At 64.7% G+C, this 23,492-nt stretch carries 22 protein-coding genes; 7 read left to right on the top strand and 15 right to left on the bottom strand.

Going from position 1 to position 23,492, the window contains the following annotated elements:
• Positions 1–75 precede the first annotated feature (75 nt).
• From JQ591_RS09545 to JQ591_RS09525, 5 genes are all read right to left on the bottom strand, one after another.
• Positions 76–228 carry a hypothetical protein gene (locus JQ591_RS09545; RefSeq protein WP_211395764.1) on the bottom strand — a complete coding sequence of 51 codons (153 nt, stop codon included), beginning with the start codon at positions 226–228 and terminating at the stop codon, positions 76–78.
• 331 nt (positions 229–559) lie between these two features.
• The gene (locus JQ591_RS09540; protein ID WP_211395763.1) at positions 560–2,179 is read right to left on the bottom strand and encodes a sulfite reductase subunit alpha; all 1,620 of its coding nucleotides are present in this window, start codon (positions 2,177–2,179) and stop codon (positions 560–562) included.
• Complete coding sequence (locus JQ591_RS09535) at positions 2,176–3,957, bottom strand: NirA family protein (protein WP_211395762.1); 1,782 nt, start codon at positions 3,955–3,957, stop codon at positions 2,176–2,178. The genes JQ591_RS09540 and JQ591_RS09535 overlap by 4 nt, the downstream gene beginning before the upstream one ends.
• A gap of 333 nt (positions 3,958–4,290) precedes the next feature.
• Complete coding sequence (locus JQ591_RS09530) at positions 4,291–5,454, bottom strand: CmpA/NrtA family ABC transporter substrate-binding protein (RefSeq protein ID WP_211395761.1); 1,164 nt, start codon at positions 5,452–5,454, stop codon at positions 4,291–4,293.
• Positions 5,451–6,041 (bottom strand): ANTAR domain-containing response regulator, encoded by a 591-nt coding sequence (locus JQ591_RS09525; protein WP_211395760.1) that lies wholly within the window; start codon positions 6,039–6,041, stop codon positions 5,451–5,453. Before JQ591_RS09525 ends, JQ591_RS09530 begins: the two co-directional genes overlap by 4 nt.
• Positions 6,042–6,152: 111 nt before the next feature.
• Between JQ591_RS09525 and rimO the strand changes: the two genes are divergently transcribed.
• Positions 6,153–7,478: a 30S ribosomal protein S12 methylthiotransferase RimO gene (gene rimO / locus JQ591_RS09520; RefSeq protein ID WP_211395759.1), complete on the top strand. Its 1,326-nt coding sequence runs from the start codon at positions 6,153–6,155 to the stop codon at positions 7,476–7,478.
• A gap of 59 nt (positions 7,479–7,537) precedes the next feature.
• On the opposite strand, the gene JQ591_RS09515 is transcribed toward rimO, so the two are convergent.
• The 3 genes from JQ591_RS09515 to JQ591_RS09505 all read right to left on the bottom strand — a co-directional run bounded on the left by JQ591_RS09515 (position 7,538) and on the right by JQ591_RS09505 (position 9,426).
• Positions 7,538–7,957 carry a carboxymuconolactone decarboxylase family protein gene (locus tag JQ591_RS09515; protein ID WP_211395758.1) on the bottom strand — a complete coding sequence of 140 codons (420 nt, stop codon included), beginning with the start codon at positions 7,955–7,957 and terminating at the stop codon, positions 7,538–7,540.
• A complete protein-coding gene (locus JQ591_RS09510; RefSeq protein ID WP_211395757.1) occupies positions 7,890–8,321 on the bottom strand; it encodes a MerR family transcriptional regulator in 432 nt (143 codons plus the stop codon). The genes JQ591_RS09515 and JQ591_RS09510 overlap by 68 nt, the downstream gene beginning before the upstream one ends.
• 157 nt (positions 8,322–8,478) lie before the next feature.
• Complete coding sequence (locus JQ591_RS09505; RefSeq protein WP_211395756.1) at positions 8,479–9,426, bottom strand: hypothetical protein; 948 nt, start codon at positions 9,424–9,426, stop codon at positions 8,479–8,481.
• A gap of 541 nt (positions 9,427–9,967) precedes the next feature.
• On the opposite strand from JQ591_RS09505, the gene JQ591_RS09500 reads away from it, so the two are divergent.
• Positions 9,968–11,164 (top strand): acetylornithine transaminase, encoded by a 1,197-nt coding sequence (locus tag JQ591_RS09500; RefSeq protein WP_211395755.1) that lies wholly within the window; start codon positions 9,968–9,970, stop codon positions 11,162–11,164.
• A 166-nt stretch (positions 11,165–11,330) separates the two neighbouring features.
• On the opposite strand, the gene JQ591_RS09495 is transcribed toward JQ591_RS09500, so the two are convergent.
• The 3 genes from JQ591_RS09495 to pcsA all read right to left on the bottom strand — a co-directional run bounded on the left by JQ591_RS09495 (position 11,331) and on the right by pcsA (position 13,837).
• Positions 11,331–12,305: a quinone oxidoreductase family protein gene (locus tag JQ591_RS09495; protein ID WP_211395754.1), complete on the bottom strand. Its 975-nt coding sequence runs from the start codon at positions 12,303–12,305 to the stop codon at positions 11,331–11,333.
• Between the two features lie 75 nt (positions 12,306–12,380).
• Complete coding sequence (locus JQ591_RS09490; protein ID WP_211395753.1) at positions 12,381–13,115, bottom strand: TerC family protein; 735 nt, start codon at positions 13,113–13,115, stop codon at positions 12,381–12,383.
• A complete protein-coding gene (pcsA, locus tag JQ591_RS09485; RefSeq protein WP_211395752.1) occupies positions 13,112–13,837 on the bottom strand; it encodes a phosphatidylcholine synthase in 726 nt (241 codons plus the stop codon). The genes JQ591_RS09490 and pcsA overlap by 4 nt, the downstream gene beginning before the upstream one ends.
• A 129-nt stretch (positions 13,838–13,966) precedes the next feature.
• Between pcsA and JQ591_RS09480 the strand changes: the two genes are divergently transcribed.
• Entirely contained in the window at positions 13,967–15,151 is a 1,185-nt protein-coding gene (locus JQ591_RS09480; protein WP_211395751.1) for a UbiH/UbiF family hydroxylase, read from the top strand.
• A 49-nt stretch (positions 15,152–15,200) separates the two neighbouring features.
• Here JQ591_RS09480 and JQ591_RS09475 read toward each other — a convergent pair whose 3' ends face one another.
• Positions 15,201–16,154, bottom strand: coding sequence for an AEC family transporter (locus JQ591_RS09475; RefSeq protein ID WP_211395750.1), 954 nt, complete (start codon positions 16,152–16,154; stop codon positions 15,201–15,203).
• Positions 16,155–16,260: 106 nt separating this feature from the next.
• Here JQ591_RS09475 and hspQ point away from each other — a divergent pair, with 106 nt between their 5' ends.
• Positions 16,261–16,593 (top strand): heat shock protein HspQ, encoded by a 333-nt coding sequence (gene hspQ, locus JQ591_RS09470; protein WP_211395749.1) that lies wholly within the window; start codon positions 16,261–16,263, stop codon positions 16,591–16,593.
• Between the two features lie 110 nt (positions 16,594–16,703).
• Here hspQ and JQ591_RS09465 read toward each other — a convergent pair whose 3' ends face one another.
• Positions 16,704–17,522, bottom strand: coding sequence for an invasion associated locus B family protein (locus JQ591_RS09465; protein WP_211395748.1), 819 nt, complete (start codon positions 17,520–17,522; stop codon positions 16,704–16,706).
• Between the two features lie 262 nt (positions 17,523–17,784).
• Here JQ591_RS09465 and JQ591_RS09460 point away from each other — a divergent pair, with 262 nt between their 5' ends.
• The 3 genes from JQ591_RS09460 to JQ591_RS09450 all read left to right on the top strand — a co-directional run bounded on the left by JQ591_RS09460 (position 17,785) and on the right by JQ591_RS09450 (position 22,472).
• Entirely contained in the window at positions 17,785–19,653 is a 1,869-nt protein-coding gene (locus tag JQ591_RS09460) for an extracellular solute-binding protein (protein ID WP_211395747.1), read from the top strand.
• A gap of 4 nt (positions 19,654–19,657) precedes the next feature.
• On the top strand, positions 19,658–21,160 hold the full coding sequence (locus JQ591_RS09455; RefSeq protein ID WP_211395746.1) for an AMP-binding protein: 1,503 nt from the start codon (positions 19,658–19,660) through the stop codon (positions 21,158–21,160).
• Positions 21,161–21,245: 85 nt separating this feature from the next.
• Positions 21,246–22,472 (top strand): GGDEF domain-containing protein, encoded by a 1,227-nt coding sequence (locus JQ591_RS09450; RefSeq protein ID WP_211395745.1) that lies wholly within the window; start codon positions 21,246–21,248, stop codon positions 22,470–22,472.
• Between the two features lie 38 nt (positions 22,473–22,510).
• On the opposite strand, the gene JQ591_RS09445 is transcribed toward JQ591_RS09450, so the two are convergent.
• Together JQ591_RS09445 and JQ591_RS09440 are read right to left on the bottom strand one after the other, a co-directional pair.
• Positions 22,511–22,747 (bottom strand): hypothetical protein, encoded by a 237-nt coding sequence (locus tag JQ591_RS09445; RefSeq protein WP_211395744.1) that lies wholly within the window; start codon positions 22,745–22,747, stop codon positions 22,511–22,513.
• A 379-nt stretch (positions 22,748–23,126) separates the two neighbouring features.
• Positions 23,127–23,336 carry a cold-shock protein gene (locus JQ591_RS09440; protein WP_211395743.1) on the bottom strand — a complete coding sequence of 70 codons (210 nt, stop codon included), beginning with the start codon at positions 23,334–23,336 and terminating at the stop codon, positions 23,127–23,129.
• Positions 23,337–23,492 lie beyond the last annotated feature (156 nt).

Here is a 23,492-nt window from a genome sequence, read left to right as displayed (position 1 = left end):
GCTTCAGCGAATGACGGACGAAGTTGGTGGGTTACGCCTTCGGCTAACCAACCCTACGAGAGCCGTGAAGCCTCGTTAGAACGGGTGCACCGAGAGCGTCCCGAAAACGATGGCGGCGATGACCGCAAACGCGCTGTAGATCGCGGCGTGATGTACGCTCGCCCCGGTCCGCCGCGAGAGCGAACGCGCGTACAAGTGCAGCCTGGCTTCCGCCGATAGTTCGCGCATGGTCGATCTCCAACGCCCCATTTGCGGGATTATGAAGGATCGACCGGGGTGGCGGGCAAGACACCCGCGGAAATAGCAATGCGGGTTCTCCCGGACGGCCCCATCGCAGGTGCAAATTCTCTTCGTTCGCGGGTTCCGAGAATCTTATTCGTTAAAGTCCGAGCCAGCTGGAACCGGCTCGGATGACGATGGGATGACGGTGGGGACTCAGGCGCCACAGGCCGCCAAAACAAAACAGTCGAAAACAACCCCATGCACGGTGGACGACGGCTGCCAGCGTGACGCCTGGCGCCTGCGCCGCCAGGACGATTCACGCTGATGCCATCGCGCCTCAGTACACGTCAGCCTGGAAGCGGCCCGTCTTCTTGAGCTCGGCGACAAAACTGACGGCTTCATCAGTCGAACGCGCCCCGAACTGCGCGACGATATCGACCAGAGCGCGCTCGACGTCCTTGGCCATGCGCTTGGCATCGCCGCAGATGTAGAGATGCGCACCCTCGGCGAGCCACGTCCACACCTCGCGGCCGACCTCGCGCATGCGGTCCTGCACGTAGAACTTCTTCTCGCCGTCGCGCGACCAGGCCAGCGACATGCGCGTGAGCAGGCCCGAGGTCTTCATCGCGTTGAGCTCCTCCTGGTAGAAGAAGTCGCAATCGCTGCGCTGATGGCCGAAGAACAGCCAGTTCTTGCCGGGCGCACCGGTCGCCTTGCGGTCGAACAGGAAGGCACGGAACGGCGCAATGCCGGTGCCGGGGCCGATCATGATGACGGGCGTCTTCGGATCCTGCGGCAGGCCGAAACCGTGCGCCTTCTGCACATAGACCTTGAGCTTCTCGCCCTCGGCGATGCGCTCGCCGAGGAAGGTCGAGGCAACGCCGATACGCTTGCGCTTGCCGATCACGTAGCGCACGGAATCGACCGTCAGCGACAGCTTTCCAGGCGTCGCATTGTGCGACGAGGAGATCGAATAGAGCCGCGGCTGGAGCGGCTCCAGCGCCTCGACGAAGGCTTCGGGATGCGGTCGCGTGCCCGAAAACTTCTGGAGCGCCGCCATGACGTCGAGCGTGGCGGCATCGCCATCGGGATCCTCGCCCTGCGCCAGCGCCCGCGCCTTCTCGCGCTGCGCGCCGCCGGTGATGAAGGAGAGCAGTTCGAACAGGGTGTCGGGCGCCGGCGACAGCGAGACGTCGTCGATCAGCACCTCGCGCAGCGTCTTGCCATTGACCTTCGTGGTGTGGGAGGCGCCGAGCAACGCGATGATCTGGTCGACGAGGCCGACCTCGTTGCGCGCGAACACGCCAAAACTGTCACCGACGACATAGTCGAGCTTGCTCTCGGATAGATCGAACTCGACGTGATAGGTTTCCTTCTCCGACTTTCCCTTGTTGAGAAGACGGCGCGACAGGAAGGTCGCCGCAACAGGGTTGTCGCGCGAGCGGCCAGGCTCGGCGATCGTCACGGTCACGGCGGGGGCCGCCACCGCGTCTGCCTTGTCGGACGCCTTGTCGCCAGCGTTGGCCGCCGGCGCCTTGTCCAGCTCTTCGTGCAGCGACTTCAGCATCCGCGCGGTCTCCTTGCCGCCGGGGACGCAAAGGTTGAGCCGCGCTTCACTGCGGCCCGCGATCGCCTCCGAATAGTCGTGGCAATTGTAGCCGCACTGCCCGCAATCCTGCTGCGCCATCGCCGCCATCATCTTGCGCCGCACGGGACGGCCTTCGGCGAGCTTCATCCGATCGGCGATCGGCATGGTCTGGTCGTGCCATGGCGCTTCACCGTCGTCACCATCACCAGCCTGCATGACAGCGGCGCCCTGCTCGGCCGACAGCGGCGCGGCCGCCTCCGGCGACAGAAGCCCGGCAAAGAAGCCGTTCAGCCAGGAGCGTTGCGCGTCGGAGAACGGGGCGCTCGTGGGAATGATATCGAGTTTCGGCGGAGGGCTGATCTGGTTCATGCGGACACCTGTGCATCGGCAAGCTTGCGCAGCGTTTCGCCGTCATGGCGGCGCGCAAAGGACAGGAACGTTTCGTCCGGAGACGAGCGATTGGCGATATAGGCCTTGAGCAGTCCCTCGACGGTCTTCGGCGCATCTTCGGCCTTGAGGTCGTGGTAGACCTCCTGCCCGACGTCGGCGTCAGGGCCGAACCCGCCGCCGGTGAAGAGATGATAGCCCTCCACCGTGTCCTCTTCGTTGACAGGCACGCGAGCTCCGATCAGGCCGATGTCGCTGATGTAATGCTGGGCACAGGAATGGTGGCAGCCGGTGACGTGGATGTTGACCGGCTTGTCCATCTCGACGCGCGGCTCGCACCAGTCGCCGATCTCGGCGGCGTGGCGCTTGGTGTTGGACGCAGCGAAGCGGCAACCGGCATTGCCGGTGCAGGCGATCAGGCCGGCGCGGATGTGCGACGCCTCGACCGCGAGCCCGATCTGCTTGATCGCCGCGATGGCAAGCTCGACATTCTCGTCGCGCACCCCTGATATCAGCAGGTTCTGCCAGACGGTCAGACGGATCTCGCCGTCACCGAGGTCCCGCGCCACCTTGGCCAGGCCCCGCATCTGATCGCAGCTGATCTTGCCGAGCGTCAGCGACACGCCGATCCAGTTCAAGCCGTCCTGCTTCTGCTTGTGCACGCCGATATGCGCCATGCGGTCCGCGGCCGGCCGTGGCGCAAACGCCTCTTCCGGCACGCGCGTAAACGGCTTCTTCAGCCGCTCTTCGACGATCTTGAGAAAGCCGTCATGGCCCATGGCGTCGAGCACGTATTTCAGCCGCGCCTTGTTGCGGTTGGTGCGGTCGCCGTGCTCGATGAACACGCGCACGATGGCGTCGGCAACGGCCGTGGCTTCTTCAGGCTTGACGACGATGCCGGAATATTTGGCGAAATCCTTGTGACCGGTGATGCCGCCGAGGCCGAGGCGAAACCAGACCCCGGGCTCGACGCCGAAACCGTCCTTCACGTCCACGGCCGTGAATGCGATGTCGTTGGTCTCCTCGAGCACGGCGATCCTGCCGGCGCCGTCGAAGGCGACGTTGAACTTGCGCGGCAAGCCATACAACGAGCGATCGTTCAGGATGTGGTAGTGCCACTCGCGCACATAAGGCCGCGTGTCGATCAGTTCCTGCGGATCGATGCCCGCCGTCGGCGTTCCCGTCACGTTGCGGATGTTGTCGGCGCCTGAGCCGCGCGAGCACAGGCCGAGGTCCTGAATGCCCTCGATCAGCTTCACGGCGTTCTTCGGCGGGATCTCGCGAAGCTGGAGATTGGCGCGCGTCGTGACATGGCTGTAAGGCCCGCACGTTTCATCGGCGAGATCGGCAAGGCCGGACAGCTGCCAGTACTTCATGATGCCGTTCGGAATGCGCAAACGGCACATGTAGGAGTCCTGCGTCGGCGCGACGTAGAAGATGCCGTAATAACGCCAGCGGAAATTGTCCGCCGGGCTTGGCGGCGTATTGTCGAGCGCCTGCTGGCGGAGACGCGGGTAAGCATCGAAGGGATGCTCGTCGCGCTTGACCTTCTCCTGGTCGGCGAGCTTCTTGCCCGCGGCGATGACCTTGTCCTGCGCCTTGATGTGCACGGCATCGGGGCCGGTAGGCTCGGCGCTCGCCTTGCCGGCGGCGCCACCGAGACCGCGACCGACCCGGCTGATCTGCAGACCGGTCGTGAAGCCTTCGAGATAGCGCTTCTGGTCGTCGGTAAAGTCGACTGAGACGGTGTCGATTTTCATGGTCAGTAACGAAGCTCCTGCGGCCACCTGAGTGGTATCGACGGAAAAGTGCACGACCCGCGAGGAGCTCGGCTGGCTCGAGAGCCGGCTCTGCACCCAACGGTCCGACCAGCTTCGTTGCTGCGGGACTTGGCTCAGCAGGCATCTGTGACAGGCTGGCCGCACTGCAACATTCAAGTTGCGTGCCAGCTTGGATCGATTGGAAGATTGTGTAATTTCATATGGTTACGTGGATCCCGGAAGATCCCGGCGCTGGAACTCTCCCGAAATTCGAGCACTCGGCTCAAAATTTAGCCGATGATGCCGCGCGCCCAAAAACGATGCAGACCCGAATCAGGCCTTCCAACGACCCACCTCGAAGGCCTCGAGATGCCCTCGAATATTGGCCGGATCGAAGGCGGGGCCGGCGAAGGCGCCGAATGGCGCCGGGGCTTCGGCGGGCGGGCGTTGGCCGAGGGCCGCGTCGTAGAGGTCGGGCCTGAACACGGCCATGGCCGTCTTGACGCCGTCGGGCGTCAGCGTGGTCTGACCCCAGCGCACCATCTGCGCATAGAGCCAGGCGGCCTGGACGGGATCGGGGCGCCCTGCTTCCTCGCGTCCCACCAGAAGATAGCTGCCGCTCTCGCGAAAGGTGCCGTCCGGCGAAATCTTGAGACGTCCCGTGAGGGTGCGCTGGATGACTTCGGCATCGACGCCGATCCGCTCGGGCTGCGCCAGAATCTGGGCCGCTTCGGTCCGGTTTTCCGGATGCTCGATGAACTCGGCGGCTTTCACCGCCGCGCGCACCAGGCTAGCGACCACGTCCGGATTCTTGTCGGCCCAGACCTGGCGGACCGCCAGCACCTTCTCAGCCGCGCGGGCCAGGATGTCGGAGACGAAATGCAGGATGTGGCCGATGCCGAGATCGACCGCGATCGAATTCCAGGGCGCGCCGACGCAGAACGCATCGACATGACCATTGGCGAGACTGTCGACCATATAGGGCGGCGGCAGCACCACCAGTCGCACATCCTCGTCGGGATCGACGCCGGCCGCCGCCATCCAGAACCGCAATTGGTAATTGTGGGTCGAGAACGGGAAGGTCATGCCGAAGGTCAACGGATCGGCCCCCGCCTTGCGCCGTTTGGCGACCACGCGTGCCAACGCTTTTGCCGTGGCGAGCGGATCGAAGCGGTCGCCGTCGATCTCCTCCATCAGCGCGGCATGAAGCGCCGGCGAGACCGTGATCGCGTTGCCGTTGATGCCGAGATTGAAGGGCGCCGCGATCGGCACCTTGACGTGGCCGAGACCGAGCGAGGACGCAATCGCGACGGGCGCGAGCAGATGCGCGGCGTCGAACAAGCCGATATTGAGCTTGTCGCGGACGTTGGACCAGGAGACCTCGCGCACCAGCTCGACCTCGAGCCCTTCGGCCGCGGCAAATCCCTTGTCGACGGCAACGATCAGCGCCGCGGCATCGACCAGCGGAATGAACCCGATGCGGAGGGGAGCGGTCATTTCAGCATCTCCGACGCGGTGATGATCGACTGGGCGATCTCGCCGATTTTCTTCTTCTCGCGCATCGCGGTGGAGCGCAGCAGCACATAGGCCTCGTCCTCGGTGAGGCCCTTCACCTTCATCAAGATGCCCTTGGCGCGCTCGATGATCTTGCGGTCCTCGAGCTGCGATTTGGTGCGCTCCAGCTCCTCCTGGAGTTTTGCGAAGGCATTGAAGCGCGACACGCAGAGGTCGAGGATCGGCTTGATGCGCTCCTTCCTCAGCCCGTCGACGATGTAGGCGGAGACTCCCGCTTCCACGGAGGCCTGGATCGAGGATGAATCGCTCTGGTCCACGAACATCGCGATCGGCCGCTTCACGGCGCGGCTGACCTGGAACATCGCTTCCAGCACGTCGCGGCTGGGGTTTTCCAGATCGATCAGGATGATGTCAGGGTCGACCGCATAAATACGGGCGAGCAGGCTCTGCATCTCGCGGATATGGACGATCTGCGTGAATCCGGCCTCGCGCAACCCTTCCTCGAGGATCGCAGCCCGGATCGGGCTTTCGTCGACGATCACGATTTTGGGCGACTGTTCGGCGCTCATTGCTCACTCACCACCAGTGATTCATCCATAGCATGCCCGCGGGCCATGCAAAGGGTTGTAATTATGGGCAATTGGGACTAGCTCAACCCTGTCAATCAGGCAGATTTGGATATGGATCAGACGGCTGCGCCCAAGGTCAGCTTCGTGTCGCTCGGATGCCCCAAGGCTTTGGTGGATTCCGAGCGCATCATCACGCGTCTGCGCGCCGAGGGCTACGAGCTCGCCCGCAAGCATGACGGGGCCGACATCGTCATCGTCAACACCTGCGGCTTCCTCGACAGCGCCAAGCAGGAATCGCTCTCGGCGATCGGCGAGGCCATGGCCGAGAACGGCAAGGTGATCGTGACCGGCTGCATGGGTGCGGAACCCGAGCAGATCGAGCAGGCCTATCCCGGCGTGCTCTCCATCACCGGCCCGCAGCAATATGAGAGCGTGCTGGACGCCGTGCATCGCGCGCTGCCGCCCGCCCACAATCCGCATCGCGATCTGGTGCCGCCGCAAGGCATCAAGCTGACGCCGCGGCACTACGCCTATCTGAAGATTTCCGAAGGCTGCAACAACCGCTGCACCTTCTGCATCATCCCGAAGCTGCGCGGCGACCTCGTCTCACGCCCGGCCAATGACGTGCTGCGCGAGGCCGAGCGCCTGGTCGGCGCCGGCGTGAAAGAGCTGCTGGTGATTTCGCAGGACACCTCGGCCTACGGCGTCGATCTCAAATACGCCGAGAGCCCGTGGAAGGATCGCCAGGTCCGCGCCAAATTCATCGACCTCGCGCGCGAGCTCGGCGAGTTGGGGGCCTGGGTCCGCTTGCAATACGTCTACCCCTACCCGCATGTCGACGAGGTCATTGCGCTGATGAACGAGGGCAAGGTGCTGCCCTATCTCGATATCCCGTTCCAGCACGCGAGCCCCGAAGTGCTGAAGGCGATGAAGCGCCCGGCGGCGCAGGACAAGACGCTGGCGCGGATCAAGCGCTGGCGCGAGCAATGTCCTGATCTCGCCCTGCGCTCGACCTTCATCGTCGGCTTCCCCGGCGAGACCGATGCCGACTTCGCCTATCTGCTCGACTGGCTCGACGAGGCCGAGATCGATCGGCTCGGCTGCTTCAAATACGAGCCCGTCGCCGGCGCGACCGCGAACGCGATCGAGAACCCCGTGCCGGAAGAGATCAAGCAGGAGCGCTACAATGCGCTGATGGCGCGCCAGCAGAAAATCTCTGCGCGCAGGCTCAAGCGCAAGGTCGGCACGCGCCAGCAGATCATCATCGACGAGGTCGGCCCGACCGTCTCAAAAGGCCGCTCCAAGGCCGATGCTCCGGAGATCGACGGCGCGGTCTATCTATCGAGCCGCCGTCCCCTGCGCGTTGGCGAGATCGTCACCGCGAAGATCGAGCGCGCCGACCAATACGATCTGCACGGCACCGTCGCGGGATTCTGACGCACTAACTCTTTGCTGTGTCGACAGCGATTTGCGTCATCCCCGCGCTCGCGATGACGTCATGCCGCTTCTCCCGACGCCTGCCGTCCGTCATGCTCGGAAAACACCTCCTTGGCTGCGAACAGCCCGTTCAGCGCTGCCGGGAAGCCCGCATAGACCGCCATCTGCATGATGATCTCCACGATCTCGTCGCGAGAGAGCCCGACATTCAGCCCCGCCTCGATATGCACTTTGAGCTGAGGCGCGGCATTTCCGAGCGCCGTCAGCGCGGCGATCGTCGCGATCTCTCGATCGCGCAGGCCGAGGCCCGGGCGGCAATAGATGTCGCCGAAGGGAAACTCGATCACGTATCGTGCGAAATCCGGAGCGATGTCGGCGAGTGAAGCAACGACCTTTTCGCCGGCACTGCCGTCAATGCGCGACAGGGCCCGCTGGCCGCGATCGAAGCGGCTTTCGTCTTGTGTTTGGGCGTGCGTCATTTTTCTTCATCCTCTGTTCGTCGCCGGCGTAACCGGCGATCTTGGTATCGAGGACGAGCAGGCATTCCTGGAGTTCGGCAATCTGCGTGCGAACCTGTTCCCGGTGGATTTCCAGCATCTGCCGCCGGGTTGGCCCGGTGGTATCGCCTTCGTCACGAAGCGCCGCATAACGCAACATGTCCCGGATCGGCATTCCCGTGGTCTTGAGCCGACCGAGGAATGCGATCCATGTGAGGATCGATGCGTCAAAGTCACGCTGGCCGGAACGATCCCGGTCTGCGTATGGCAGCAGCCCGATGCGCTCATAATAACGCAACGTGTGAGTCGACAGGCCGGTTCGCTTTGCGAGGTCGCCGATCTTCATGTGTGCCCGTTCTCGTACTGACGCACTTACAGATACCCCTTCGAGCGCGCTCTAAGTCAAGGGGGATCGAAGGTGCAGTTCCCGCGAGGTCACGATGGCACGACAGCAGAAGATTTCGGCGCGCCGGCTGGACGGCAGCATCGCGGGATTCCGAGCTTCAGGCTGCCGTCAGCCATTTCGGCACCCAGCGCTCCGGCCGCGGTGCGCGGGCAAGATCAGCCTGCGCCTCGGACAGATCCGCAGGCTCGCCGTCGATGCTCGGACGCACATCGTATTCGAAGTTCGGCATGACCCGGCCGTCGGCATAGATCCCGAATTTCATGGCGTGCCACAGCCCGAGCGCGGGCTGCGCGCGGCGCATCTCCTCACGCAGATCGCGCAGCAGGGATTCGATCGAGGCGGCTTCCTCGAACGGCTGCGGCCCGCGCGTCAGGACGCGCGCCTCGTATTGCCTGCCGACGATCGCGATCTCGAAGTTCGTCTTGTCCCAGGCGTTCTTGCCCTTCGGCAGATGCGCGGCGAGGCGCCAGCCGAGTTCGGCCATCAAGCGATGATTGGCCCAGTAGTCCTCGCGATCCCGGCTCCATTTTTCCACGAAGCCGCGAAAGTCAGGCAACTCCGACGAATTGTCATCGGGCGCCGCCGCCTCCCCGGTCGGCCGTCCGGCGAGCCACTGCGCGAGTTCAACCGTCTGGCATTCGACCTCGTCATGCGGCAGCAGATCGTGCCACGCCTTGTCGAATTGCTGCGACGTCAGTTTTGCGAGCAGGCCATCGAGGCTCGGCGCCAGCAACTCGTAGTCGCCCTCGGAGCCAAGCCCCACGATCGGCGGATCGTCGCGGTCAAGACCCGCGCCATACCAGCCGCCGACAGCCGAGCCATCCGGCAGCCGCATGAACAGCGAAAACCTGTCGCGCAAGGGACTGCCGTCAAAGATCGGCGCCTGATCGGAAAACTGGCCCTGCAGCGCGAAGCACCCGACGCTGCCCCAGGGGCGCCCCTTCAGCCAGCTGGCGAAGTCGACCAACAAAGACGGTGCCTCGACACCCGGCGGAAACGCGCCGCGAATACTGTCGAGGTCGATCGGATAAGGCGTGTCGGACAAGGCTTTAAGACTATCTGGTTGGTCCCGCCCCTCTTGGTCTGAACCGTGATGCGTTCGGTTCGAACCAATTCGCGTTCGTCGATCACAAACGCGCTAGAGACGTGATGGTTTCTAGGCGGACGATCAATGAAATTCAACCATACGAGTGACATCCGGCGCACCGCGCCGCGCGCAACCGCACACGCGCTGCGCCGCTTCGTCACCCGCAACGTCGCAACCGCAATACCCCGAGAAGGCCACGCGTCTCGCAGCTGCTCCATGCACGCTGGGCGGGAGTTCTGTAAAACGCCCGCTTGACAAGCCCCACCATTCGCCTGTATTGCCGCGCCCCATGATCAACGCTCGGACCCATCAGCGCACCGAAATGCTCCGCCGTCGCTTCCGCGACGACGAGAGGGTGCGCCATGTCCGACGACGCCGCTGAACCACTGAGTTCAGCCCAGTTTTCGAAAAGGCTGCACCCGCAAGGTGCGGCCTTTTTGCTTTTCGCGCGCCTTTTTCACCCGCCTCCCAGATCTTCCTGCCCCAAGAGGAGTTCGACATGACCAACGCCACCCATCCGTATGACGCGTTGATGGACATCACCGCCCGGCCCAAGGCCGTGTTCGTCCGCGGCGCCGGCTCCTACCTCTGGGACGACAGCCGCAAGCGCTATCTCGATTTCGTGCAGGGCTGGGCCGTCAACTGCCTCGGCCACTCCCCGCCGGCGATCGCCGACGCGCTTGCCGCGCAAGCCAAGCGGCTGCTGACGCCAAGCCCGGCCTTCTACAACGAGCCGAGTCTGAAGCTCGCTGAGCAGCTTGTCGCAAACAGCGCGTTCGACCAGGTGTTCTTCGCCAATTCCGGCGCGGAGGCCAACGAGGGCGCGATCAAGCTCGCGCGCAAATATGGCAGCATCCACAGAGGCGGCGCGTTCGAGATCATCAGCTTCGAGGGCGGCTTCCACGGCCGCACGCTGGCGACGATGTCGGCCTCGGGCAAGAAGGCCTTTGAGCCGCTGTTCGAGCCGAAGGTCGCCGGCTTCAAGAAGGCGAAGCTCAACGACATCGCTTCGGTCGAAAAGCTGATCAACGACAACACCGTCGCCGTGATGCTCGAGCCGATCCAGGGCGAGTCCGGCGTATGGCCGGCGACCGATCAATTCTTGCAGGAGTTGCGCGCCCTCACCGACGCACACGGTCTCTTGCTGATCTTCGACGAGATCCAGACCGGGATGGGCCGGACCGGCAAGCTCTTCCACTACGAGCACACCGGCATCGCGCCCGATATCATGACGCTCGGCAAGGGCATCGGCGGCGGCGTGCCGCTCGCGGCGCTGCTCGCGGCCGAACGGGCGGCCTGCTTCGAGCACGGCGACCAGGGCGGCACGTTCAACGGCAACCCGATCATGTGCGCGGCGGGACTTGCGGTGCTCGACGAGGTCAGCAAGCCGGATTTCCTCAAGGCGGTCGCCGAGACCGGCCTGCTGCTCGAAAGCGAATTGCAGAAGGTCTCGGCCCGGCACGGCCTCGGTGGCGTCCGCGGCCGTGGCCTCCTGCTCGCGCTCGACCTCAAGCTGCCGATCGCACCCGGCATCGTCGCGCAGGCGTTCGAGGCGGGTATTCTTCTCAACGCGCCGCAGGTCGACACGCTGCGCTTCATGCCGGCGCTGAATGTCAGGCGTGCCGAGATCGCCGAGATGATCGATTGTCTCGACGGGATCTTGACCAGAGCCGGCGCGGCACGGCGCGTGGCGTAAGGTCTGTCTCGTGCCCCGGACGCAGCGCAGCGCCCCTTCGGCGGTGCGCTGCAGAGCCGGGGCCCATCTCTCCACATCATGTGCCGCATCTGGGTCCCGGTTCTGCGCCGCAACGCTTACGCGTTGCAGCTTGACCGGGACACGGGAGCGGATGATGGCGGACGAGTTACGGCTTCAAGATCGACGCGCCCGTGGTCTTGCGGCTTTCGAGATCGATATGCGCCTTGGCGGCGTCCTTGAGCGCGTAGGCATGGTTGATCGGCACGTGCAGCTTGCCGTTGATGACGGCGGCGAACAGCGTATCGGCGCCTTCCAGCAGCTCCTTGCGCGTGCCGATATAGTCGTTGAGCTTCGGCCGGGTCGCAAACAGCGAGCCGTGAGTGTTGAGCTCGGCGATCGAGAATGGCGGCACGGGGCCTGACGCATTGCCGAAGGAGACGAACATGCCGCGCGGCTTGAGGCAGGACAGCGAGCCCGGGAACGTCGCCTTGCCGACGCCGTCATAGACCACATCGCAGCCCTCGTTGCGGCTGATCTGTTTGACGCGCGCGACGAAGTCTTCCTCGTTGTAGAGGATGACATGGTCGCAGCCATTGGCTTCGGCAAGCTCGGCCTTTTCGCGCGAGCCGACGGTGCCGATGACATGGGCGCCCATTGCCCTCGCCCATTGGCAGGCGAGCAGGCCGATGCCGCCGGCCGCGGCATGGATCAGCACGCGATGATGCGGCTCGACCTTGAAGGTCTTGTGCAGGAGATACCAGACTGTCAGCCCCTTCAGCATCAGCACGGCGCCCTGCTCGTAGGTGATGTGGTCGGGCAGCTTGACCAGCCGCTCCCAGGGGATGTTGCGCTCCCCGGTATAGGCGCCGAGATTGTGGTAGTAAGCGACGCGATCGCCGGGGTGGAAATTCGTCACGCCCGGCCCGACCGCGACGACCTCGCCCGAGGCCTCGTTGCCGGCGATGAAGGGCAGCCCCGGCGCCTTGTAGAGGCCGGTGCGGTAATAGACGTCGATGAAGTTCAGGCCGACAGCATGCTGGCGGATGCGCACCTCGCCGGGACCGGGCGCCGGAACATCGACGCTCTCATAGACCAGGGCTTCGGGGCCTCCGACCTTGTGCACACGGACGGCTTTGGTCATCACCTGACCTCCTCTTCTCGCGGGCCAGCGAAAGACATCGCGCCCGCCTTGTCAACTCGACGCTGGCTGGAACGGTTAGACCGACGGCTTGCCGGTTTTCCTGCGGTTGCGCTTCGCCACCACGTTGAAGAACTCGACCGCCGCCGAGAACGCAATCGCGAAATAGATGTAGCCGCGCGGGATGTGGAATTGGAATCCGTCCGCAACCAACGCGACGCCGATCAGCACCAGGAAGGCCAGCGCCAGCATTTTCGTGGTCGGATGCTCCGCGACGAATCGCGACACCGGCCCGGACGAAATGTACATGATCAGGCAGGCGATCACGACGGCCGCGATCATGATCTCGATGTCCTGCGCCATGCCGATCGCCGTGATGATCGAATCCAGCGAGAACACGATGTCGACGATCACGATCTGGACGATCACCCAGAAGAAGGCGTTACGAGGGGACTTCTCGTCGCCCTCGCCGTCATCGGCTTCGACCTCGCCATGAATCTCGTGCGTCGCCTTCGCGATCAGGAACAGGCCGCCGCCGATCAGGATGAGGTCGCGCCAGGAGAAGCCGTAACCCGAAAACGAAAACACCGGCGCGGTCAGGCCGATCAGCCAGACCAGGAGGCTGAGCAGGATGATGCGGAAGATCAGCGCCAGCGCGAGCCCGATCTGGCGGGCGCGGTTCGCCTGCTTCTCGGGAATGCGCGAGACGATCACCGACAGGAAGATGACGTTGTCGATGCCGAGCACGATCTCGAGCGACGTCAAGGTGAGGAGCGCGGCCCAGGCTTCGGGGCTGGTCAACAGGTGCATCATGCGAAGGATCTTGTCAGCCGTATCAATGCGTCGCTGAAGCTGATCCAGAGCGCGATCGCGCAGAGCGCGACAGTCACGCCGGTGCCGACGCGAAAGTCCATCTGCAGCGTGTAGAGGGAGAGCAGAGCCCAGATGGCGATCAGCGACATCGTCAGCCAGCGCAGCCGCACGACGCGCACCGGATGCAGCACGTGGAACGGCACGAAGGTCAGCACGACCAGGCTTGCTACCAGCAACGTCGACAGCAGCGGCGGCCAGTGCAGCAGGAACAGGTAGAACGCCGCCGCATTCCACAGCGCCGGAAAACCGCGGAAATGATTGTCGTCCGCCTTCATGCGCAGATCGGCGAAATAGAGTGCGCTGGTGACGATGATGGCGACGCCGAGCAAGGGAGCAGCGACCGGCAGCAGCAAGCCGCTGGCCACGATCGCATAGGCCGGCACGAAGACATAGGTGACGAAATCGACCACGAGATCGAGCACGTCGCCCGACCAGTTCGGCTGCACGTCCTTGACGTTGAGCCGGCGCGCAATCGGCCCGTCGATCGCGTCGATGATGAGGGCGACGCCCAGCCATTGAAACATCGCCGCCCAGTGCTCGCGCACGGCCTCAAGCATCGCCAGCAGCGCGATCGCCGCGCCGAACGCGGTGAAGATGTGCACCGAGAAGGCAGCGGCACGGATCGCGGGCGTGGGCTTCAGGGAATCCTCTTGGCTGTCCATGGCTTCTGCTATCAGAATGGCACCGGTTTGCACATAAGCCTTTGCGGCGCTCGGTCGCACAATTCGTCATAAAATCAGGGAAATATAGGTGGGCTTGAATTTGCCGCGCAGCGTGTCAAATGTCGTTCCATGACAGATGCATCGACACTCTTTGACGCGGCCGTGATCGGCGGCGGACCGGCGGGACTTAGCGCGGCCATCGCACTGGCGCAGGCGGGCGCACGGACCGCGCTGGTGGCGCGTCGCGTGCCCTATGCCGACAACCGCACGACCGCCCTGCTCGGTGCCTCCGTCGATCTCCTGGAGAGCCTCGACGTCTGGCCGCGCTGCAAGGACAAGGCGGCCGCGCTCGAAATCATGCGGCTCGTCGACGACACCGGCCGGCTGTTCCGCAGCCCGGAAGTCCGGTTCTCCTGCCACGAAATCGGCCTCGATGCCTTCGGCTACAACATCGACAACCGCTCGCTGATGCTGGCGCTGGAAGCGCGCGCGGCCGAACTGTCCGGTCTCGTCCGTTTCGACGACGAGGCCGAAACTGTCGTCATCGAAGCCGATGACGTCGCGATCCGCACGGCCGCTGCGCAATTTCTCTCGGCCCGCCTGGTGGTCGGCGCCGACGGCCGGCAGTCGCTTTGCCGCGAAGCTTCCGGCATCGCGGTGACGCGGCGCGAGCTGACCCAGACGGCGCTGACCTTCAACGTCGCCCACGCGCGGCCCCATCGCAACGTCTCGACCGAGTTCCACACGCCGCATGGCCCTTGCGTGTTCGTGCCCCTGCCCGGCGATCGCTCCAGCATCGTCTGGGTCTCGGCGCCTGCGGACGCCGAACGGCTTCGCGGCCTGAGCGACGAGGAATTGTCCACCGCGATCGAGAAGCAATCCCATTCCATTTTGGGGCGTATGACGGTGGAGCCGGGGCGCAACCTGTTCCCGCTGGCGATCGAACGTCCCAAATCCTTTGGCCGCGACCGCATCGCACTGGTCGGCGAAGCCGCCCATGTGGTTCCTCCGATCGGCGCCCAGGGTCTCAATCTCGGCCTGCGCGATGCCGCCGACATTGCGAGGCTTGCAGGCGAAGCCATCGCGGCCGGTCAGGATCCTGGCGCAGCAGACGTGCTCAAGCGTTACGACCGGGCCCGGCGTCCGGACATCCTGAGCCGGACCTTTGCGATCGACATCGCCAACCGCTCGCTGCTGAACGATTTCCTGCCGCTCCAGCCGGTCCGCGCCGTCGGCATGCACCTGCTCGGCGCGATCGGCCCGCTCCGGCGTTTTGCGATGCGCGAAGGCCTGACGCCAACGTGGCGGAAGTAGGTTGGCGCAGGTAATCTGGCGCAGGTAGGTTGGCGGAAGTAGCTGCCGCTCAGGGAAACGCCAGCCGGCCGGTCTGGATCGCCCACATCACACTGGTCAGCGTGACCACGGACGCAAAGGTCCCGAGCAACACCGCGACGGAGGCGGATTCGATCCAGGCGTCGTTCTGCCGGGCGATGACGAACACGTTCAACGCCGGCGGCAGCGAGGCCATCAGCACGGCGGTCGCGGCCCAGGGCTGCGCGAAGGGACCGAACGCCAGCATCAGGCCGAACGCTGCGAGCGGATGGAACAGCAGCTTGACGGCGATCACGCCCGGCACTTCCCACGGGACCCGGTCGAATGGGCGCAGCGCCACGGTCACGCCGAGCACGAACAGCGCGGTCGGGGCCGCCGCATTCTGGAGGAACGTGATGGTGCGATCGAGCGCGACGGGCATCTCGATATGCAGCGATGCGAAGGCCGCGCCAAAACAGGCCGACATGATCAACGGGTTGAGCACGATCTGCTTCAGCACGACACCGAAGGCATGCACGATCGAGGGATGGTCGCGGTCGGAGAGCTCGATCAGCAGCGGCACGATCGTGAACAGGAAGATGCTGTCGCAGCAGAAGATCAACGCGGTCGGCGCCGACGCCTTGGTCCCGAGCACGGCGAGCGCCAGCCCCGGCCCCATATAGCCGATATTGCCGTAGCCACCGGAGAGACCCGCGAGCGTCGCCTCGCGCAGTGTCAGCCGGCCGAAAACCTTGCCGAGAACCAGCGCCAGGGTGAACGCGGCGACCGTCGACAGCGTGGTCGCAACCAGGAACGGCGGGTTGTTCAATTCCGAGAACGGCGTCTTGGACATGATTGCAAACAGCAGTGCCGGCAGCGACACGTAGAGCAGGAAGAAGTTCATCCAGGCGAGGCCCGATTCCGGCAGGGCTTTGACCTTGCCGCAGGCAAAACCGACGAAGATCAAGCCGAAATAAGGTAGAGCCAGATTGAGGATATCGACCATTGATGAAGTGTTTTCTGAAGACCTTGGAGCTATCTGCCCCTTAAGCGAGGGGTAATTCCAAAAGAGGGCACTAGCATCGGCCACAATCCTGGTCTATCGACGGGAAATGATTAAAGCGCGGACCGCCAAATTCCAGATCGGACAGGTCGTGCGCCACCGGATCTTCTCGTTCCGGGGCGTGGTCTTCGACATCGATCCGGAATTCAACAACACCGAGGAGTGGTGGCTGTCGATCCCCGAGGAGGTGCGGCCCCACAAGGACCAGCCATTCTATCACCTGCTCGCCGAGAACGCGGAATCGGAATACGTCGCCTATGTCTCCGAGCAGAACCTGGTGCCGGACGATTCCGGCGAGCCGATCCGTCATTCCCAGGTCGCCGAGATCTTCATCAAGGACAAGACCGGCGGCTACCGCCCGCGGAACCCGTCACTGAACTGAGTCTCGCACGCACGCATCTTCGCTCAGACACATCTTCGCTCAGACACAATGGGCAAGAAAAAAAGGCGCTCGAACCGAGCGCCTTTTTCATGTCCGGGATTTGACCCCGATTACTTCTGACCGGCCGGCGGCGTGCCGGGAGGCGTGCCCTGCTGCTCGAGCTTCTTGCGCTGCTCGTCAGCCTTCTTCTGAAGCTCTTCCTGGAGCTTCTTCTGGGTTTCCTCGAACACCTTCGGATCGGTCGGCGGGCCGTCATAGGCCTTCTGGAATTCGCCGGCGAGCGGCAGCGGCAGCGTCAGCGGCGCGCCGTTGGCATTGATCGCCTGAACAACGAGGTTCTGGCCCTTCTTCATGCTGGCGATGAACTCGGGCGTGGCCTCGTAGTCGGACATGCAGCCGTTCTGGAAGCAGATCACATAGGGGCTCTGCAACGGCGCATTGTTGTCCACGATGATGCGGGTACCGTGCACAAGCTGCATTCCGAGCGGCAGCGTCACGCGCAGGATCTTCTTCGGCTCGCCTTCCGGCTCGATAATGACGGCCGCGATGACCGGCTGGCCCGACTCGATACGACCATCCTTGCCGGTGAAGCAGACCTGCTTGGCATTGGCGTCCTGGCCCTTGAGGCAGAACTTGGTCCAGGGGGCGTAGATCAGCTGGATCTGCTGATCGGCCGGCTGGGCCGCACCCTGCTGCGCCGGAGCGCCCTGAGCGGGAGCCGGCTGGGCGGGCGCCTGCGCGGCGGGCGCCGGAGCCTTGGGAGCAGCCTTCGGAGCCGCTTTCGGGGCCGCCTTGGGCGCGGGTGCGCCCGGAGCCGGCGCGGGAGCCTGGGCCTCGGCGGCAACCGGGACGGCCAACGCCGCCGCCGTCAACAAGACGAGAAGTCGCCCGCGCGGCCGGACGGACGCGGCCAAGTAACGGAAATTCATTGCGGAAAACCCTTTCTGAACGGGAAGTGCCCGAACCGCTTCGACGCACCGAACCAGGCCGCGTTGGGCGCGGCTCTCTCCCCGTCAAATGAGGCGGATAAGTGACGGGCTCGGCGCTGTTGCGCGATTGCCCGCCTTCTTAACGTGGCCGCCGAAAAGATCAATGCCGACAAGCGTCTTTGACCGTGCGCCGGCGTGCGCCCCGGGGAAAATCCCTGTGATAGGATTCAGGCCCGCCCGGTCCTCGAATCAACGTGTCCCGATGTTCATGTTCCAGCGCCTTCTCGAGGGCCGCCCCGAGGGTCTTTGCGTCCGCCTCTGCATCCTGGCTTTCGCCATGGGGCTCCCGTTCGCCGTGGGGCTCGGGGCAAGCGGCGCAGGGGCCGAGGAAGCCCACGCTATTGCCATGCACGGCATGCCGGCGATGCCTGCCGATTTCACCCACATGCCATACGTCAACCCTGACGCGCCCAAGGGCGGCCGGCTGACCTGGGGCGCACTCGGCACCTTCGACAGCCTCAATCCCTTCATCGTCAAGGGACTGGCCGTGCAGCAGATCCGGAACTACGTGGTCGAGAGCCTGCTCGCGCGCGGCAATGACGAACCGTTCACGCTCTACGGCTTGCTCGCCAGATCGGTCGAGACCGATGACGAGCGGAGCTTTGTCACGTTCCGCATCGATCCCCGCGCCCGCTTCTCCGACGGCAAGCCGGTCCGCGCCGAGGACGTGCTGTTCTCCTGGCAGCTGTTGCGCGACCACGGCCGCCCCAACCACCGGCAATATTACAGCAAGGTCGCAAGTGCCGAGGCGCCGGATCCCCTCACCGTCCGCTTCGACCTCGCGGGAGCCAACGACCGCGAACTGCCGCTAATCCTCGGCCTGATGCCGATCCTGCCGAAACATGCGGTCGACGTCGCGGCTTTCGAGGAGACGACGCTGACGGGCCCGGTCGGCTCCGGCCCCTATCGCGTCACCGCGGTGAGGCCCGGCGCCAGCGTGACGCTCACCCGCAATCCCGACTATTGGGGCCGCGACCTCGCCATCAATCGCGGGCTCTACAATTTCGACGAGATCAGGCTCGACTATTTTCGCGAGGCCAACGGCCAGTTCGAAGCTTTCAAGCGCGGCCTCTATGATTTCCGCATCGAGCACGAGCCGCTGCGCTGGCACGACGGCTATGACTTTCCGGCGGCGAAGAACGGCGAGGTGATCCGCGACACCATCAAGCCGGGCATGCCGCAACCTTCCGAATTTCTGGTGTTCAACACGAGGCGTCCCATCTTCGCCGACATCCGCGTGCGCCAGGCCTTGACGCTGCTGTTCGATTTCGAGCTCGTCAATCGCAACTACTTCTTCAACCTCTACGCGCGCGTCGCCGGCTATTTTGCCGGCTCGGACCTGTCAGCGTATGGCCATCCCGCGGATGCGCGCGAGCGCGAGCTGCTCAAGCCGTTCGCCGCGCAGATCCCGCCTGACATCCTGGACGGCAGCTATCGCCTGCCGGTGACCGACGGTTCGGGGCGCGACCGGACCACGCTGCGCGCGGCCCTGAAGCTGTTGTCGGAGGCCGGCTACGATCTCGACGGCACCGTGCTACGCAACCGCGCGACCAAGGCGCCCTTCACCTTCGAGATTTTGGTCACGACCCGCGACCAGGAACGCGTCGCGCTTGCCTTCCAGCGCGACCTTAAGCGCGCCGGCATCGAGCCGAGCGTGCGATCGGTCGATCCCGTGCAGTTCGACCAGCGCCGGCTCGCTTACGAGTTCGACATGATCCAGAACCGCTGGGATCAGTCGCTGTCGCCCGGCAACGAGCAATATTTCTACTGGGGCAGCGCTGCCGCCGACAATCCGGGCACCCGCAACTACATGGGTGCCAGGGATCCCGCGGTCGATGCGATGATCGCCGCACTGCTGGAAGCCCGTGAACATACGGCTTTCGTCTCAGCGGTGCGGGCGCTCGATCGCGCTTTGATCTCCGGTTTCTATACAATCCCCCTGTTTAACGTATCCGAGCAATGGATCGCGCGCTGGAATCGGATAGAACGGCCAAAGGCCACCTCGCTGTCCGGCTATTTGCCGGAGACCTGGTGGTCGAAGGGGCCGCCGCAAGCTCATCAAGCAAAGTGACGCCGTGAACCAGCCAGCCGTATCGCCGACGCTCGACACGCTGTTTCAGCGCACGCTGATACGGCAGCCGCACGCGCCCGCTCTGCTCGACCCCCTCAACAAGTTCCGGGTGACCGGGCACGAGCCGCGGCGGATGAGCTACGCCGAGGCTGACACGGCCATCGAGGCGCTGTCGGCCTATTTCGTCGAATCGGGCCTGCCGGCCAATTCCGTCATCGCCATCCAGCTGCCGAATACGGTCGAGTTCGTGCTCACCGTGCTCGCCGCCCATCGCGCCGGCCTCGTCGTCGCCGTGCTGCCGCTGCTCTGGCGCCATGCCGAACTGACCGCCGCTCTGAACCGCACCGCGGCGCGCGCCATCGTCACCATGAGGACGGTCGACGGCGTCAGCTATGCCGATCTCGCAATGCATGCGGCCGCGGAAGCCTTCTCGATCCGCCATGTCTGCGGCTTCGGCACCGACCTGCCCGAAGGCATGGCCTCGCTCGACGAGGTGCTGGCACGCCCGCCCGGGACCACGCGCGCCGTGATCCAGGACGGCCGCAAGGCGGCGATGATCTCGTTCGACGTCACCGCGGAAGGCTTTCGCCCTGTGCCGCGGCCGCATTTCAGCCTGATCGCGGGCGGCCTTGCGATGTCGCTGGAAGCCGACATCCGGCAGGGCGCGACCGTGATGACGGCGTTCACGCCGATGTCGTTCGCAGGGCTCGCCTCCTCGCTTGCGGTGTGGCTGCTGTGCGGCGGCACGCTGGCGCTGCATCATCCGTTCGAGAACGACGTGCTGGAGCAGCAGATCAACGAGCACGAATGCGACGTGCTGATCGCGCCGGCGCAGTTTGCCCAGCGGCTCGGCGATTCCGATCTGGCGGCGCGGATGCCGACCTTGCGCAACGTCATCGGCCTGTGGCGCGCCCCCGAGCAGGTGGCGGCGAGCGAGGCCTGGATCGCGCCGCATGCGCCGTTCACGGACGTCTATCTGTTCGGCGAGGCCGGATTGTTCGGCGCCCGGCGTGGCGAGGACGGCATGCCGGTGCCGGTGATGCCGGGACCGCACGGTGCGCCGCGCGAGCAGTCGGGTTCGTCGATCGCCGGCGAGATTCTGCTGACGCCGAAAGGCACGCTCGGCCTGCGCGGCCCGATGGTGCCGATCGCGGCCTACGCCCCGCCGCAGCCGGTCGGCGACACCCTGACCGCGCAGCCGCCACGCGACTATGTCGACACCGGCTATGCCGCGCGGCTCGACCGTCCCAGCGGCGCGATCTGCATCACCGCGCCGCCCTCCGGGATCATGGCCGTCGGCGGCTACCGCTTCCTCTCCAACGACCTCCAGGAATGGGCGCGCCGGCTCGGCCAGGGCGCCCTGCTGACCGCGCTGCCCGATCGGCTCTCCGGTCACCGGCTCGCGGGCCGGGCCCAAGACAATGCCCGCGCCCGCGAGGCGCTCAGCGAACTCGGGCTTAACCCCCTGATGGTCGAAGCTTTTCGCGACCGTTCCGGACCGGTTTGAGGGTAGTTTCGGCCGATCCATTGACGCTGCATTAAGGCGGCCGGACTAGATTGCGCGGCACCTGTTGCGTGATCAGAGTGTCTCGATGTCCCAGGCTGGCCCGATCCTGTTTGTGTCCAATGCCGAGCGGCCGGCCTTCATTGCGGCGCTGGACGAAGCCCGATTCTTCCCCGTGGTCGACACCGGCTGGGCTGGCGCTGCGCGCGCGGTCGAAGAGATACAGCCGGCCGTGGTTCTCGCCGTGATGCATGCCGGGCACGAGCCGCATCTGGCGCCGCTCGCCAAGAAGATCGCGGAGCAATCGCCTTACCTTCCCTTCGTGGCGCTGGATGCGGAGGGCGCGCTCCCGCACAACGCCCTGCCTTTCTCCTCCTCGCGCGCCGGCCATTCCGACCGCCTGATCGCGCGGCTTCGCGCCGCGCTGCGCATCCGCACGCTTCATGCCACGGTGCTGCGCCGGCTGCCCGAGGTGAAAGTCGCGCTGCCGGAGGCTGATCCCATTCGCGATGCCACGGTGCTTCTGATCGGGCGTGGCGCGGCTTACCCTGCGCTTTCCGTTGCACTCGGCGAGCGCGTCGGCGTCGTCGGCGCGCTCTCGATCGAGGCCGCGGCCAAGCATCTCAACACCCGCGACCTCGACGGCGTCGTGCTGGCCGAGGGTTTCACGGCCCGCGTGACCGATGCCTTCCTCACGGTGCTCGCCGAGGACACCCGCTTCCGCAGCCTGCCCGTGGTCGTCACCGCGCATCAGTTGACGCAGACTTACGACCTGCCCAATCTCGAGCTGATCCCGGGCGAGCCGGCGAAAGTCGCCGCCAATGCGCTGCCCTTGATCCGCCAGCACGCGATGGAAGCGCAACTGAGCCGCACGCTGCGCTCGATCGATGCCGGCGGCTGGCTCGACCCGCGCAGCGGCCTGCTCACGGTGGAAGCTTTTGCGCGCGATTTTGCCAAGGCTGTCGAGCAGGCACTCGCCCGCGGCGGCGGCCTCTCGGTCGCGCGCTTCGCCTTCGACCCCGGCAATTCCCGCGCCCAGCTCGATGCCGCGCGCATTCTCAGCCGCCTGATGCGACAGATGGATTTTGGCGTGGCGCAGAAGGACGGTTCGGTCATCGTCGTGTTCGCGGAGACCGACTTCCGCACCGCCCACATGATCGCCCGCCGTCTCTCGGCTGTGATGCGGCACACCTCGAACGGCAAGCACGAGATGCGCAGCGATCCCGTCGTCAGCGTGGACTCGCTGTCGCCATCGGATACGGCAAGGTCGCTGCTCGGGCGTCTTTCGGCGGACGCGTCGCGGGCGGCGTCGTAGCCATCCGCCAGCGTTCGCTGCCGTCGGAGCTCGAGCGCTCAAATCATCATGAGCTTGATCTGGCCGTCCTCAACGGTTCCCATCGCGAGAGCGTCGCGAGCCATCTTCTCGACGGCCGGCCAATTCACCAGAAGGTATCTGTGCGCCTGCACTTTGGTGGGGAAATTGGTTTGCAGAATACAGCTCTGCCGCGCGTTCCCATTCGCGATCAGAAAGGAAATTGCCTGGGGCCCCTCTCTAAGCTCTTGCTCAGTGGGCTGGGGAAGCTTGCGCATGCTGCTCCTTCTCGTGGCTCAACGAACCGATGCGGCGTCCCCGGACGCTGGATCGGCGGGAGCCGTCCCGGCCGCGATCTTCCTGGATTTCGACAGCCGCTGCGGCTCAAGGCCCGGCTGCGTATTGCGGACCGCCTCAGTCAGCATCAGGCGGAGCTCTGCCTTGGTCTTGGGTGCTTGTCGCGTGGTCGACTTCTGCCAATTGCTCATAGAGTCCATATGGGGATCTTTGCGCGAATTGCGACCATTGGCATTCTCATTCGCGGTGGGCGGCAGCCGGCGCAAAAAACCCGCGGCCGATGAACGGTCGCGGGTCCGGAAATCAGAAGCTCTGCCAGTACATCCGTGGTCAAAGCAACGTCATGGCGATTGCGGCAGCCTATGCGGCGCGCAGATCCTCAGCAGCAGACTTGCCGGTCCGGCTGTCTGCAACGATTTCGAAAGAAACCTTCTGCCCCTCGTTGAGGGTACTCATGCCGGCGCGTTCAACGGCGCTGATATGAACGAACACATCCTGGCTTCCCTGGTCCGGCTGAATGAAGCCGAAACCCTTTTGGCTGTTAAACCACTTCACAGTTCCCGTCGTCATGGGGTCGTCCTTTAAGATAGATAGGCGTTTGGCCGCGCTCAAAAGCGCGGTCGGTGTCGTCGAGATCTGGAGGGAGGGTCGTCAGTCAGGCGCGCTTGAAAGCGGCGAGGCCAAGTCATTCGGCCGAAACTCGATGAGTCCAATATGGCTACTGCC

The organism is Bradyrhizobium canariense, from assembly GCF_018130465.1.
GTDB classification, from domain to species: domain Bacteria; phylum Pseudomonadota; class Alphaproteobacteria; order Rhizobiales; family Xanthobacteraceae; genus Bradyrhizobium; species Bradyrhizobium canariense_C.
Note: the sequence above shows the minus strand (reverse complement) of the source record. Positions and strands in the feature narration are given on the sequence as shown.

What these genes read in the sequence shown, in the direction of transcription:
- JQ591_RS09545 (WP_211395764.1), bottom strand. Translation starts at nt 228, where the DNA reads ATGCGCGAACTATCGGCGGAAGCCAGGCTGCACTTGTACGCGCGTTCG.
- JQ591_RS09540 (WP_211395763.1), bottom strand. Translation starts at nt 2,179, where the DNA reads ATGAACCAGATCAGCCCTCCGCCGAAACTCGATATCATTCCCACGAGC.
- JQ591_RS09535 (WP_211395762.1), bottom strand. Translation starts at nt 3,957, where the DNA reads ATGAAAATCGACACCGTCTCAGTCGACTTTACCGACGACCAGAAGCGC.
- JQ591_RS09530 (WP_211395761.1), bottom strand. Translation starts at nt 5,454, where the DNA reads ATGACCGCTCCCCTCCGCATCGGGTTCATTCCGCTGGTCGATGCCGCG.
- JQ591_RS09525 (WP_211395760.1), bottom strand. Translation starts at nt 6,041, where the DNA reads ATGAGCGCCGAACAGTCGCCCAAAATCGTGATCGTCGACGAAAGCCCG.
- rimO (WP_211395759.1), top strand. Translation starts at nt 6,153, where the DNA reads ATGGATCAGACGGCTGCGCCCAAGGTCAGCTTCGTGTCGCTCGGATGC.
- JQ591_RS09515 (WP_211395758.1), bottom strand. Translation starts at nt 7,957, where the DNA reads ATGACGCACGCCCAAACACAAGACGAAAGCCGCTTCGATCGCGGCCAG.
- JQ591_RS09510 (WP_211395757.1), bottom strand. Translation starts at nt 8,321, where the DNA reads ATGAAGATCGGCGACCTCGCAAAGCGAACCGGCCTGTCGACTCACACG.
- JQ591_RS09500 (WP_211395755.1), top strand. Translation starts at nt 9,968, where the DNA reads ATGACCAACGCCACCCATCCGTATGACGCGTTGATGGACATCACCGCC.
- JQ591_RS09495 (WP_211395754.1), bottom strand. Translation starts at nt 12,305, where the DNA reads ATGACCAAAGCCGTCCGTGTGCACAAGGTCGGAGGCCCCGAAGCCCTG.
- JQ591_RS09490 (WP_211395753.1), bottom strand. Translation starts at nt 13,115, where the DNA reads ATGATGCACCTGTTGACCAGCCCCGAAGCCTGGGCCGCGCTCCTCACC.
- pcsA (WP_211395752.1), bottom strand. Translation starts at nt 13,837, where the DNA reads ATGGACAGCCAAGAGGATTCCCTGAAGCCCACGCCCGCGATCCGTGCC.
- JQ591_RS09480 (WP_211395751.1), top strand. Translation starts at nt 13,967, where the DNA reads ATGACAGATGCATCGACACTCTTTGACGCGGCCGTGATCGGCGGCGGA.
- JQ591_RS09475 (WP_211395750.1), bottom strand. Translation starts at nt 16,154, where the DNA reads ATGGTCGATATCCTCAATCTGGCTCTACCTTATTTCGGCTTGATCTTC.
- hspQ (WP_211395749.1), top strand. Translation starts at nt 16,261, where the DNA reads ATGATTAAAGCGCGGACCGCCAAATTCCAGATCGGACAGGTCGTGCGC.
- JQ591_RS09465 (WP_211395748.1), bottom strand. Translation starts at nt 17,522, where the DNA reads ATGAATTTCCGTTACTTGGCCGCGTCCGTCCGGCCGCGCGGGCGACTT.
- JQ591_RS09460 (WP_211395747.1), top strand. Translation starts at nt 17,785, where the DNA reads ATGTTCATGTTCCAGCGCCTTCTCGAGGGCCGCCCCGAGGGTCTTTGC.
- JQ591_RS09450 (WP_211395745.1), top strand. Translation starts at nt 21,246, where the DNA reads ATGTCCCAGGCTGGCCCGATCCTGTTTGTGTCCAATGCCGAGCGGCCG.
- JQ591_RS09445 (WP_211395744.1), bottom strand. Translation starts at nt 22,747, where the DNA reads ATGCGCAAGCTTCCCCAGCCCACTGAGCAAGAGCTTAGAGAGGGGCCC.
- JQ591_RS09440 (WP_211395743.1), bottom strand. Translation starts at nt 23,336, where the DNA reads ATGACGACGGGAACTGTGAAGTGGTTTAACAGCCAAAAGGGTTTCGGC.